The organism is Gramella jeungdoensis (assembly GCF_023805255.1).
In the GTDB taxonomy this organism is placed as follows: Bacteria; Bacteroidota; Bacteroidia; order Flavobacteriales; family Flavobacteriaceae; genus Christiangramia; species Christiangramia jeungdoensis.
Window position 1 is genome coordinate 267,920 of record NZ_JAMSCK010000004.1, and the last position, 13,184, is coordinate 281,103.

Genomic DNA, 13,184 nt, shown 5'->3' on the forward strand with positions numbered 1-13,184 from the left:
TTTTTAAGTAAATGACTTATAAATTTACATTATTATTTTGGAATACTCCTTTTTTAATTTGTTTGAAAAGCTTTCTAAAAACGGAAATTCAAGCTGGTATTTACAGTCGCCTGTCAACTTCTATTAATTATTTTCTATGAGGAAAAGCTTACATTTGAGAGATCATCTATAATTATCATAATCATGCAGGTTCAGGAACTACTCAAAACCAATTCGGTTGCAAGTAAATTCATTGCTCAGTTAAGAGATATCAAAGTCCAGGGAGACAGAATGCGTTTCAGGCGTAATATTGAGCGCCTTGGAGAGATCCTGGCCTATGAGCTAAGCAAGGAACTTAATTATACCAGGAAAGAGATCGAAACGCCTTTGGGAAAGTCTGCTATACCCCTCCCGGAAGACGAATTGGTTATTTGTTCTATACTTCGTGCCGGTCTTCCCTTGCACCAGGGACTCCTTAATTACTTTGATGATGCAGAAAACTCTTTTATTTCAGCTTACCGGCATCATCCCGATAATGATGAGAATTTTGAGATACTAGTTGAATATTTAGCTTCTCCCTCACTGGAGGGAAAAACACTAATCCTGGCTGACCCCATGCTGGCTACGGGCCGGTCTTTTTCCAATGTTTTAAAAGCTCTGGAACCAATGGGGCAACCTGCGAAGATCCACCTGGTATCTGTAATAGGTTCAGATGAAGGTATAGAGTATCTTAAATCTGTATTTCCCGAAAATTCCAAACTATGGATAGCCACCATAGATCATGAGCTTGACAAGAACGGTTATATAGTTCCGGGCCTTGGTGATGCGGGTGATCTCTGCTTTGGCAATAAGCTTCAACATTAAAACGGATAGCCTATCGCAAAATTGAAAACTGGGTTCGTAATATCGAAATCCCATCTCTGCCCTGCTGGCAGGGAAGGATCATGCATAGGAGCAGCCAGATCAAATCTTATTACGAAATTCTGAATATCAATTCGTAAACCAACACCCCCTCCTATTCCGAATTCATTGATAAAATTCCCACTAAACTGTCCAATATTGGCCGGTTGGTTTTGTTCTTCAGATCCCTCCGGCTGAAGGTCGGGATTTACTTTACTGGTCCATACATTCCCTGCATCAATAAAGAATGCCCCATTCAAATAAGTTATAATTGGGAATCGGTATTCAGCATTGGCTTCCAGTCTTATATTTCCGTACTGGTCTCTATATCCTACATCTCCATCTTCAGGAGGAGTATAATCTCCGGGGCCTAAAGATCGTGTTCTGAATGCCCTAACACTGTAAGGCCCGCCAGAAAAATATTGCTTACTGAAAGGCATCACATCAGAATTCCCGTAAGGGATTCCATAGCCTGCAAATAATCTCGTCGCTATCACCTGAGAATCTCCCAACCGGAAATGATACCTGAAATCTGCATCCACTTTGGCATACTGGGCATATTCAAGACCAAATACTTCTTTTTTGCCAGATTCGGCTTCTTTTCCAATTAAACCGAAAGTATTTCCGGCAATGTCAAGGTTGGTATTTAAATAAAACACATGTTTTTTTCCCAAATCTACCAGGCCGTTATAAATGAAGGAATATGTGAGCCCCGCTATGAATTCCTGATCGAAACTTCTCTGCAAAAACGGATTTTCAATCAGGACATCCCTGAATTCCTGGGTAGTATTTCCCAGCTTCACATAATTGAAATTTATAGGATTCAATTCATGGGAAACATAGCGATTGGCATTCCAGTAATATCCGAAGCGTGCTGAAAGCGATGTCAGGCTGAATAACTGACTTCTCTTAAGATAATCCCCACCCAGGCTGATCTTGGTTTTAGGAATGGAATATTCAAAGAAATCTTCATTTATGTCTATCGGGAAAATCATGCGTGGAATTATAAGATCGTTGGTAAGAGCCAGCTGGATACTATTGCGTCCCGCTTCCCCGTTAGTTCCCGCCTGGAATTCATATCCTACATTGCCCGAAATATGAAAGCTCTCCCCACCTTTAAAAAGATTCCTGTTAGAAAAGGTGATTCCCAAATGTGGACCGGCGAAATTATTCGATTTTGTGAGTGCCTGTAATTCTGCCCTTATCGCTCGTTTTTTTAAAGGTGACAGGTAAATGTTGGCTTCAAGCAAACCAAGACTGTCGGTAGCGAGTGTATCTATCTCTTCATACTGTATATTCACAAATTTATAGGCACCTATAGAACCAAGTCTCCTGCTGGTATTTCTCGATTTTTCAGGATCGTAGTAATCCCCGGTTTCAATAAGAATATAAGGATCCAGGCGTTTGGGCTTAAAGAAAAGTTCTTCCTGGAAGTAATTCTTATCCTCGTATCGCTCATAATTTTTGGTCAGTGAATCTTCATCAACATTGTAATTAGCATAAACATTCACATTAGAGACCTGGTAAGGAATCACAGATTTAGGCGGGACATCTTTCTTTAATCTCAGAAAGAGATCAAACCTTTTTTTGTCATATTGATTGGTATCGGCCTCGAATATCAGGAAGCCTGGATTAAAATTATAATAACCGTCCTTTTTGAGGTGAAGGTCTATTCGTTCCCTTTCGGCCTTCAGTCTTGGTAGATCAAATCGCATTCCCTGTTCCAGCAATGTCTTGTCAAAATTTTCCTGGATATTCCTGTAAACGATCAGGGAGTCTGAATCCAATTGATAAGACTGCATGGTATATGGATCTGGAACCTTAAGTTCATAAGATGCACTAGCTGTTTTAGACTTTTCATTCTTTTCGGTGTCTGAACTAACCCGACTGTAAAAGAAGCCCCTGTTTTCGAGTCGGTTTAAAAGCAGATCTTCCGTATTGCTAATATCTACATCTGATAGGTATACCGGTTCCTCTCCCATCTTCTTGTTAAGGAATTTATTGATGAAGCCTGGTTTTTCCTTTTGCGCTTTATAATGAAAATACAAACCGGGTCTCATTCCAAGTATTTTAGCATTCGGTTCCGGTCTCAGCACGCTTTCAAGTTCGGCCTTTAACTCAGGTTTTTCCTTAATGGTGGTATCTGATTCTATTTTGATTCTGGCTCCGGTATAAAGGAATTCATCATCAGGAATGAATTTCTTCACACTACATGCCTGAATTAAGGCTACAACGAGCAATATGAGGCCTGGTTTAATTCTCATCTGTACTACCTTCTTTCTTTTCAGATTCACTTTCCTTATCATTTTTAACTTTTTCCATCACTGCTCGCTCGAACATATCCTTAAACTTGTTGAATTCCTTAGTGAAGATCAAAGCGATCCCGCTCACAATTAGTTGGCCGTCTATCACATTCTCGTACTGACTCCTGCTGAAACCTTTCAGACGCCATACGCCATTTTCGTCAAGCAGATAAGAAATACTCACATTACCAATAACGGGACTTGTTTCCTGCCCCGGCTGATTGCCTCCCTGAATATCGAGTTCACTTCCCACCTCTACTATAAGACGGTCTTCCAGAAAGGCTTTTTGGGCACTTACGTCAAGCTGTGTCCTGTCTTGAGGACTTTCCCCCTGGTAATCGGTAAAACTATCAACCTGAAAATTCAACTGCAGTCCGCTTTCACCAAGTATTCTGCTGGAAAGCATATTAAGCTGATCTGATAATGCCTCATTCAGGTTATCTCTGGCCACTGCCAAAGTACCGCCACGACTTCCATCGCTACCAGACCCTGGAAAGAAACGGTTAAGAACCAATAACGAAAAGACCTGTTTATTCAGTTCCTGTTCCTGGTTATTCAGCTGTTGCACCATTCCGTATACCTGCCCTCCAACGGCACCCTGTTCATCTTCAGGCATATCAAGGCTGAAGGATATCTTTGGTTCCATAAGTTCACCGTCAATATTCAGATAAACATAGAATGGAAGTTCCTGTCGGTACCTTTGCGTTGTACCAGGATCTGTTGCCGATAACCGGGAAGCCATCAGGGAGGAGGCTGAAGTTTCGACCTCGTAGATGGCCCTAACATCCAGTTGGGCATCAAAAGGATCTCCTGCCCAGGAAACCCTGCTGCCATCGGCAATATCAAATCTTCTTTTTACGAGATTGTAAAGGCTCATCTCATAAAAGCCATCATTGATCTCATATATTCCGGTGAGTGAAAGCCTACCGTTAGGATACATATTGAAAATAAGGTCTCCTTCTCCCTGAACCTGGAATTTATCGCCCGTATCCTGGTTGATAATTACATTGAAGGTGGCTCCTTCATCGACTCTTATCCTTGAAAAAATATCATAGCCAGAAATCACATAAGATTCTTCTTCGGTCTGAGTGAGTATATCATCCGGATTTTCCTTATTAACGAAGATCACAATTCCATCCCGTTCTTTCATTTGTAACTCGGTCTCGGGCACTACATAGGTGAAATTGGTACTTTCCTTAACGTCCAGATCCATATTCACTACCGGCAAATTAAGGTCTCCTGTAACCTGGGCATCAACATCTACCACGGCCTCTCCATAGAAAAGAGAATTATCTTCTTCTGTGGAGTTAAGAAGTCTGAAATCCCTCGCCTGGAAATCAAGATCAAAACCCGGATTTAATAACTTCTTTGTGGTAATTTTTCCATTTACCACAAAAGAGTTCTGGTTATTATCATTAATGTTGAAATCATTAAAATATACGCCCTCATTATCCAGTGTAAGCTCTTCATTCGGCAAAACGAATGGAGCGTTGAGAAATGCAATATTAAAACCGGCATTATTAAACTTCAGGCTCCCGGTATATTGAGGTTCTGCAACGGTACCATTCAGCGTGAAATTGCCTGAGAAACTCCCGCTTCCATTTTTAATTTCACCTAAAGAAAAGCCCTCAAGTGCTGTCATTTTAACTTCATTGAGATCAAGGTTCATATCCAGTTTAGCCGACGTTTCATCCGCTATATAGGATCCCGTAAGATCCAGATCAACCTCTCCCCCTTTCATCGCCATCTCGAAATCATAAGTGCTAAAACCTTTCGAATTACCCTTCAGGCTCAGAGTGTTAAGATCAACGTCCATCACCTCAAACTGATTGATCTGCATATCGGCTAATAGGCCGGTCTTTCCAAAAGGATCTTCATAGGTGAGATTTCCATTAAGCTGACCTTTGGCGAGCTGATTTTCAGGGTTCAGATAGTTCAGAAATGCGGCCAGTTTAAAATTCCTGAAATCAAGGCTAAGATGTTCTTTTTCGACACCAGGTGCATTATTGCTTAACTGCATTTCCTGATCGTTCCTGGTTAATCTGAAATCCCGGAAGGAAAGATATTCCTTTGCATAGCTTACTTGATTGGACTCCGCAACGTCCCAGGGATTTCGATTTAAAATAAGGTTCCGTGGATTTATATGGAATTTGAGGGTGTCACCCTGAAAGTTCAGTTCAGAGTTTACATGTACCAGGCTATCATTTTCATACAGGGAGGAGAAATCAAGATTAAGCTTTCGGTTTAAAACATTTCCTTTGAGAATTGTTTTTTTGATCGCAAGCGGACCTGCATTCAATTCATTAAAAGCAAATTCAAAATTAAGATCGGTGGGATCTGAACGCATATCCAGTTTTAAACTATCTATCTCACTGCTGTAGTAATTAATAAAGGGAACAGCAATGGAAGCATCAAGTTCACGGTCCTTCTCCCTGAAATCAACATCTATATCAACACTATCCAGCTCTTCAAGGTTCACAAGAAAAACCTCATTGAGAATTGGCGCCTGGCTAATCTTAGCGTTTAATTTAAGGTTTACCGGTTTTATAATGGAATCTTCATTATAATTCTCAGTAATATATCTCTTGAAATGGCGATCGATCGCTGCGGTGAAAGCCACAGGATCGGCATTGGACTGAAGATCAAGGTCTATCACCCTGTTATCTACCTGAACCGAAGTGGTATCTGGCCTAACATAGGCTGAAGCATTAAAGCTCCCCAGCAAATAAGTCTTATTATTATAGACGGCTACACCATCTTTTATCTCTGCCTCAGCTTCATAATTATTCGCATCACCCTCAAACCAGCCTTCAAGCACAAATCCGGTCTTAATACTTTTTTGAGTTATTCCCAGTTCTCCAAGATCGGCACCATCAAGATAAACCGTAAAATCAAAACGGGGGGATACTGTATCTAATGCGATCTGGGTCTGGGCTTCCATGTCCAGGTTGGCGTCCTGGTAAAATAGATTTACCGGCCCCCGGCCATTTTCCAGTTCCCCGTCTATATCTATATCCCGGAATTCATAATCCCTGTATGTAAAAGAGGAAATGGTAGATTCTAAAGTGGCGTCCAGGTCTTCAATGGAGCTTCCCTTCCCCGAAGTTTTTAACTGCAATTGAATATCCCCGAGGCTTTCATTTTGCAGCAATTTCCCGAGCGCTATACTATCCCCTTTTACCTCTGCGTCAAAAACGACCTGTTCTCCTATTTCAAAATTACCGTTTATATCAAGGCTACCATCAGAGGTCTTCAATACAGATACGGTTTCAATTCTTGAAGTACTGCCCGATATACTTCCATTCCAGCTTATCTTTTCAGGCAGGCTTATCCCAATATCCTCTTCCTTTACAAAATTTATCAGATCTGACCGCTGTGAACTGATACTTGCATCGGGAAGGTGGAATAACAAATTATCAGGATCCTGTATGTTTTTAATTTTTCCGCGTCCTGACACAATGGTATTCTTCCATCTGAGATCAAATGCTAGCACTTCCAGATCACTTAGCTTTCCCGATGCTGCTATATTTCCGTTTACAGGCGCGGCAGCCAGGGAACGCAGGTATTCATTATTTCTTAAATCTGGCTGGAACCGAAAAATATCTCGAAGGTACAGCCTTATATTGTTAAGATTAGCCTGCATAGTAGCATTACCGGGCTGTTCTATGAATTCGTTCATATTTGAATAATCAATAATCACCTCGCCCGATGCAGTATTATTGTTGGCGGCAATGTTCAGATCATTGTATTCCATTCGCTCATCGCTAACCATAGCTCTAATGTTGAGCTTATTTACATGTATGCCAGAACCTTCCCGGAACTCTAATTTCTGAATGTTCGCTGTGGCTTTTTTCTTTTCATATTTAAGCTCTTCTGCCAAAAGGTTAAGACTATCTAGTTTAACGGCATTAGGATCAAAGATCCCTTCCCTTACTTTGGTATCGTTCACCGAATAAAAAAGATCATTATTCTGCAGATCTATACTGGCGATATCTATTTTCCATTCAGGCCATTCAAAGCCGGATGAATCATTGTTATTTTTAGAAGAAGCAGCGGAGCTCTGTTGTTCCATTTTTAAAATGACCTCAGAATTTGCAAGCCTGACCGATTTACCTGAGATACTGAGCTTTTTTAGATCAATCCCCGCATCAGTTAGCTGAAGGTCCTCAATATCAGCATCGGTAAAAAGAGAATCCGGAACACTGTTATATACCAGCTTTACATTGCTGAATTTCAAATCCTCAATCCCAAATATAGGATCGGCCATCGGCTCTTCGTCACTTTCAGGAAATGCTTTGGTCTGGGTGTAATATATTTCGGCATTGGCCAGGTAGATCTCCCCTGCCCTGTATATCATATTCTGAATATCGGTCTCATTCAGGTTCAATTGCAGGTTCTGGAATCGGAATTTTGAGTCTATCCCAGAAACTTCATCTTTATATATTATATCAAAATCCTGAAGGTTGAGATCCCCAATACTAATTCCCATAGGATTAGAGGCACTGTCTACCGGGGATGCCTGGGTGGTATCGCTGGCAAAAGCTTTCATAAGGATCTCATAATTGAATCCCTGAACAGAATCTTTGCGAATAATTTTTGCCCTCAGGTTATTCGCGTTCAGATCGTTCAGGGCAAATGTATTGCCCTTAATTAATTCCCACAGTCCAATATTGGCTGAAAGGCTCTTAGAATAAATTATGGTATCTCCACCAGGATCTTCTATATAAAGCTCATCCAGCTGAATATCGCCATTGAACTGAATAAATATTTTCTCCAGGTCAATGTGGGCTCCAGATTCTTTTTCAATAGAACCAATGAATTTATCTTTTATGATATTCTGGCCCCAGGGACTTCTGACGAACAGAATAATAACCAGCAGAAAAATAAGCAGGCCGAGGAAGATTTTTCCCAGTAACTTCAAGATCTTCAATACCTGTTTCCTATAATTTGCCAAGCAGTGGATTTTAGTGAATCTCAAAGTTATCGTTTAAGCAAGATAAAGTGAAAAGATGAAAACTTAATTTCTGGTAAACTTGTGTTAAAATCCTTAGAAAATGCTGTTATTACTAAGTATTCGGAATAAATACTCACTGATAATTGTGGAGAAATTTTACACATTTTATGAAGATTTCCACAGTTTTTGATGCCTTTAAATGACATAAATACGAATTGGAATTATATACTTTAAAAAGAAATCAGAAAAACTAAAATCTTCTTTAAGTCCTGTAATAATAAGGCTTAGCACCATTTTAAGTCTATCCTGATCATATTCAGGAAAAGTTCCTGATACCAGATTATTCTTACGTGGCATTATTGTCGCACTTCTATAAACGATTAGAAAAACTAGATAATTAATCAATTCAACTTTAAAAAATCTATTTATGAAAAGAGTAATAACTGTAACGGTATTGGCTGCGACCATGTTAACTTCTTGTGTGTCGAAGAAGAAATATGTCGCACTTGAAAGTGAACTGAACGATACTAAGAGTACTTTACAAAAAACCCGTGTAGAGAAGGAAGAAATTGAAGAGAAATATGCCCGTATCGAAGCCAGGGTGGCAGAATATAATGCCAAGATCAATTCTCTGAAAACGGAGAATGAAGGTATGATGGAAATGAACGATCTAACGGTAATGTCTAAGAAGACCAAGGATAGAATGCGTAACACCATCGCCAAAATGGATCCTGAAGAAGTACAGGGAGCTAAAACCCTTGAGGATTCAATTAACCTGGCAGTTTCTTATAACCTGAAGCAAAACATTTCAGAAGGTGCCGATGAAGATGATATCGACATCAGCGTTGATGAAACTGTTGTAATGATCAATGTATCAGACAAACTTCTTTTTGGAAGTGGTAGCTATAGAGTGACCAATAAGGCACAACCACTTCTTAAAAAACTTGCCGAAGTGATCAACAGCGAGCCTGCTATGGAAGTTATGATTGAAGGTCACACTGATGATCGTACAATCGTGAAAGATTCTTATCTTAAGGATAACTGGGACCTTAGTGTAAGAAGAGCTACCTCTATTGTTAGACTTCTGCAGGATAAATATGATGTAGACCCTTCAAAACTGATCGCTGCTGGTAGAAGTAGTTACCAACCCCTTGTAGATAATACCAATAAAGAAAACATGGCTAAAAACCGTAGAACAAGAATAGTGATAATTCCTAATCTGGATAAATTCTTCGCTATGCTTGAATCTGATACTCAGGTAGCCGAAACCGATCAATTAGACTAACATTATTATTGAAGGTCATAAAAAGGGAAGTGATTGCTTCCCTTTTTTTTATTTGACATCTTTAACTCGATTTTAACCTCTTAAAAATCTCAAAATGAGATGGATTGGTTAACTTATTAAAAATGATAAACCAACAGTTATGAAGAAAGAAGTCAACAGACCTGAAGAAGAAAAAAAGAAGGGAAAGCCGGATGACCTTCCTTATAACCCTGAAGTTACCCCTGAGGATAAGCAGGCTTTAAATGAAAAAGGCCGGAGTATGAATAAAGGCCAGGATAAAGCACTTGATCGCAAACAACCTGTAGATTTCACGGCAGAAGAAATGGACGTCCCAGGGAGCAATAAAGAGGAAGCTTCTAATGAGGGACAGATTCCCGATGAACAAAACTGGCAGTATAACAAAAAGGGTTCCCGTCCAGACAGACAAAAGTCAAAGGAACATCCAGATTCTGATAAGAAGATTTGAGACGTAAATATTCTGATAGACCCATCCTGCTAGATGGGTCTATTATTTAAATTATATACCAGAGAAAAAGACTTACTGTAAGGCCAACCAGGGCGATCAAACAGGTCATTACAGTCCAAGAGGCAAATGTCTGTTTTTCGGTGAGACCAAGATACTTTCCAACAAGCCAGAATCCACTATCATTCACATGTGAAAAGCTGGAAGCACCTGCGGCAATTGCAATAACTATAAGTGCAATATGAGGCATTGAATAATCTGCCCCGGAAACTACAGGCGCAGTAATTCCTGCTGCTGTTATCATCGCTACGGTAGCAGAGCCTTGCAAAATCCTTATTAATACAGCCACTATAAATCCGAATAGCAATGGATTAAGCAAGGAATCATTTAAGCCTCCTGCGATCATTTCTCCCGCTCCTGTGGCTATAAGTATCTGTTTAAAAGCACCACCCGCACCGGTTAAAAGAATTATGATCCCTGCAGCCTGAAATGAGGAAGTAGCAACTTTCAAAAGAAACTCCTTTCCCATCCCCCTTCTTATCCCTATAAAATACCAGGCAAGTAAATTGGCAATTATCAATGCCGTAAAGGGGTGTCCCAGCAAACTTATTGTATATAACACCCCAGAAGGAATCTGGATCTGATCAAAGAAGGGACTGTTAATAAGAGTACTCAAAACTATTAGCAGAATTGGAACAAAAATAATCAAGATGATTAAACCGGCCGATGGAGGATTATCTATAGTCTCTTCTTCAGCTTCGGTAAAATGTCCCGGTTCTATATATATTCTTCTGGATATATATTTTGCAAATAGAGGTCCGCCTATGATCGCTGCCGGTAAACCCGCTATAAATCCAAACAAAATCACCCATCCAAGGTCGGCGCCAAGTATATCTGCAACGGCTATGGGTCCAGGGGTTGGCGGAATAAATGCATGAGTAATAGCCAGACCAGCCAGTAATGGCAGAGCAAATAAAAGCAATGATTTCCCCGTTTTCTTACTTAACGCATAAGTGACCGGTACCAGGATAATAAAAGCCACGTCAAAGAATACAGGGATGGCTATTGCGAACCCCGTAAGCATCATAGCCCAGGGGGCTCTTTTCTGTCCTGTTTTTTCGAGAATACTGCTGGCAAGTTTCTGGGCCCCTCCAGATTGTTCCAGTATTCCTCCAAAAAGAGCTCCAAGTCCCACCACGGTAGCCACAAAACCAAGTGTGCTTCCCATACCTTCTTTCATGGTTTCCATGATCTCTAAAGCTGGCAGACCGGCTAGCAAACCCACAACGATACATACAATAAGGAGTGCCAGGAAAGCCTGGATCTTAAGTTTAAGAATAAGGAAAAGCAGTAATGCAATACCTGCGATGACAGCCAGTAATAAAGGAATTTCCATTAATCAGTATTTTTCCATTGGGTATGATAATATTCACCACGCTCACTGTCGGTACGTTCATACCCGTGAGCCCCAAAGTAATCTCTTTGAGCCTGAATTATATTAGCTGAAGACTGGGCAGAAGCAAAAACATTCAGGTAATTAATGGCTGCAGAACTCACCGGCATAGGGCAATTCCTTTTAATAGCCATAGCAACGACTTCAGAAAGCAAATCTTTATGTGATTTGATTTCAGTAATTATTTCAGAACTCATTAAAATATGGCTGGCAGGATTTTCTTTTAATATCTCCACAAGGCTTTCCATAAAGCCTGATCGGATGATACAGCCATTAGTCCATATCCTTGCTATTTCAGAAAGATTGAGTTTCCAGTTGTATTCCACGGAAGCCTTAAATAAGAGATCAAAACCGATTGAATGATTTATGACCTGAGCGGCTTTAAATGCACCGAAAAGGCATCCTTTAATTGAATCGGTCACTTTTATTTCATTCCTAAATTCGTATTCCTTTTCTGCCTTGACTCTTCTTTCCTTATTGCCAGAAAGATTACGGGCCATCACCGCTGCTGTAATAGTATCAAGCGAAATTCCCAGGTCAAGGGCTGCCTGGGTGGACCAGCCACCCGTCCCCTTCTGACCGGCCACATCAAGAATACTATCCAGTAGAAGACTTCCATTCTCCTCTTTTTGCAGAATATCTGCAGAGATTCCTAGAAGGTAACTATTGAGTTCTGCATTCCATTTTTTAAAAATAGTAGAAATTTCGGCAAGGCTAAGTTTTAGGTAAAACCTCATAAAATGATAGAATTCGGCAATTAGCTGCATCTCGCCATATTCGATACCGTTATGAAGCATTTTTACAAAGTGCCCTGAACCTTCAGGACCTATGTAACTGCAGCATGGTCTACCATCTTTATCCCTTGCGGCTATAAGATTTAAAATAATTTCTACCCTCTGGTAAGCTTCCATGGAACCGCCAGGCATAATGGAAGGGCCATTTCTGGCTCCTTCTTCACCGCCAGATATACCGATTCCCAGGTAGTGTATTTTTTTATCCCCTAATTCACGAATCCTTCTTTCGGTATCGATAAAATGAGAGTTTCCTGCATCTAATAGCAGATCATCCGCTTCAAGCAGTGGTAATAATTCACTAATGACAGAGTCAACAGCTTTACCAGCTTTTACCATAAGCAGGATATTTCTTGGTCTGGGCAAATGCTCCACAAATTCCTTAAGATCATTAAACCATGGAAGTTCAAACCGGGAACTATATTCTTCATGAAAGTTTCTTGCTATTCCTTCTTCCTCTCCGGGAACTTCACGGTTATAAACCGACACACGAATTCCGTTGGTGGCCATATTAAGGGCCAGGCTTTTACCCATAACCCCTAAACCTATTATGCCCATTTCGGGTTTATCTATTTTAGCCATAAGGTCCTTTAAAGTCTGTTCTGGTGATGCGCTTACTTTTACCTGGATCCCATATTTGGGCGGTTCAAGGATATCAAATTGGGATCGAAGCATTTCTGGTTTAAAAAAATGATCCTTCCTTGCCTTCATTCTTTCGTGTATGGTTTCAAAGCTATCATAGAGATAGATCCACTCAATATTTACCTGAACCCGATCCTGGATAAACTTTCTATATTTTTCCTTTAAGGCCGAACATGTAAAAACTCCTCCATTTCTTTGTGAACTTTCCCCGATCCTTTTTGCTATTCTTTTAAGCCACTCTTTACGATCTTCATCATTAAGCGGTTGTCCGCTCTTCATTTTTTGGATATTTTCTTTTGTATGAAAATCGTCACCTTCAAAAAACGGTAGATCGAGCCTTGAAGCCAGGACTACTCCAAGAGTTGTCTTTCCAACTCCGGAGACCCCCATTAAAACAAATATCTGCATCAGTAC

At 40.3% G+C, this 13,184-nt stretch carries 8 protein-coding genes; 3 read left to right on the plus strand and 5 right to left on the minus strand.

Annotation, left to right across the window (positions count from 1 at the left end; translation table 11 throughout):
• The first annotated feature begins 183 nt into the window (after positions 1–183).
• Positions 184–843: a uracil phosphoribosyltransferase gene (upp, locus tag NE848_RS12165; RefSeq protein WP_252113947.1), complete on the plus strand. Its 660-nt coding sequence runs from the start codon at positions 184–186 to the stop codon at positions 841–843.
• On the opposite strand, the gene tamL is transcribed toward upp, so the two are convergent.
• From tamL to NE848_RS12180, 3 genes are all read right to left on the minus strand, one after another.
• Positions 840–3,185, minus strand: a complete 2,346-nt coding sequence (tamL, locus tag NE848_RS12170) for a translocation and assembly module lipoprotein TamL (RefSeq protein ID WP_423748004.1) — start codon at positions 3,183–3,185, stop codon at positions 840–842. The genes upp and tamL overlap by 4 nt on opposite strands.
• Complete coding sequence (locus tag NE848_RS12175) at positions 3,133–8,136, minus strand: translocation/assembly module TamB domain-containing protein (protein WP_252113949.1); 5,004 nt, start codon at positions 8,134–8,136, stop codon at positions 3,133–3,135. The genes tamL and NE848_RS12175 overlap by 53 nt, the downstream gene beginning before the upstream one ends.
• Before the next feature lie 195 nt (positions 8,137–8,331).
• Entirely contained in the window at positions 8,332–8,493 is a 162-nt protein-coding gene (locus NE848_RS12180) for a hypothetical protein (RefSeq protein WP_252113951.1), read from the minus strand.
• A gap of 70 nt (positions 8,494–8,563) precedes the next feature.
• Between NE848_RS12180 and NE848_RS12185 the strand changes: the two genes are divergently transcribed.
• Together NE848_RS12185 and NE848_RS12190 are read left to right on the plus strand one after the other, a co-directional pair.
• The gene (locus NE848_RS12185; protein WP_252113953.1) at positions 8,564–9,421 is read left to right on the plus strand and encodes an OmpA/MotB family protein; all 858 of its coding nucleotides are present in this window, start codon (positions 8,564–8,566) and stop codon (positions 9,419–9,421) included.
• Between the two features lie 139 nt (positions 9,422–9,560).
• The gene (locus NE848_RS12190; RefSeq protein WP_252113955.1) at positions 9,561–9,887 is read left to right on the plus strand and encodes a hypothetical protein; all 327 of its coding nucleotides are present in this window, start codon (positions 9,561–9,563) and stop codon (positions 9,885–9,887) included.
• Positions 9,888–9,933: 46 nt separating this feature from the next.
• Here NE848_RS12190 and NE848_RS12195 read toward each other — a convergent pair whose 3' ends face one another.
• Both NE848_RS12195 and gnd read right to left on the minus strand, forming a co-directional pair.
• Complete coding sequence (locus tag NE848_RS12195) at positions 9,934–11,280, minus strand: GntP family permease (RefSeq protein WP_252113957.1); 1,347 nt, start codon at positions 11,278–11,280, stop codon at positions 9,934–9,936.
• Complete coding sequence (gene gnd, locus NE848_RS12200) at positions 11,280–13,178, minus strand: decarboxylating NADP(+)-dependent phosphogluconate dehydrogenase (RefSeq protein WP_252113959.1); 1,899 nt, start codon at positions 13,176–13,178, stop codon at positions 11,280–11,282. The genes NE848_RS12195 and gnd overlap by 1 nt, the downstream gene beginning before the upstream one ends.
• Positions 13,179–13,184: the final 6 nt, after the last annotated feature.

Bases quoted from the DNA above. Each gene is read 5' to 3' on its own strand.
- upp (WP_252113947.1), top strand. From the start codon at position 184: ATGCAGGTTCAGGAACTACTCAAAACCAATTCGGTTGCAAGTAAATTC.
- tamL (WP_423748004.1), bottom strand. From the start codon at position 3,185: ATGATAAGGAAAGTGAATCTGAAAAGAAAGAAGGTAGTACAGATGAGA.
- NE848_RS12180 (WP_252113951.1), bottom strand. From the start codon at position 8,493: ATGCCACGTAAGAATAATCTGGTATCAGGAACTTTTCCTGAATATGAT.
- NE848_RS12185 (WP_252113953.1), top strand. From the start codon at position 8,564: ATGAAAAGAGTAATAACTGTAACGGTATTGGCTGCGACCATGTTAACT.
- NE848_RS12190 (WP_252113955.1), top strand. From the start codon at position 9,561: ATGAAGAAAGAAGTCAACAGACCTGAAGAAGAAAAAAAGAAGGGAAAG.
- NE848_RS12195 (WP_252113957.1), bottom strand. From the start codon at position 11,280: ATGGAAATTCCTTTATTACTGGCTGTCATCGCAGGTATTGCATTACTG.
- gnd (WP_252113959.1), bottom strand. From the start codon at position 13,178: ATGCAGATATTTGTTTTAATGGGGGTCTCCGGAGTTGGAAAGACAACT.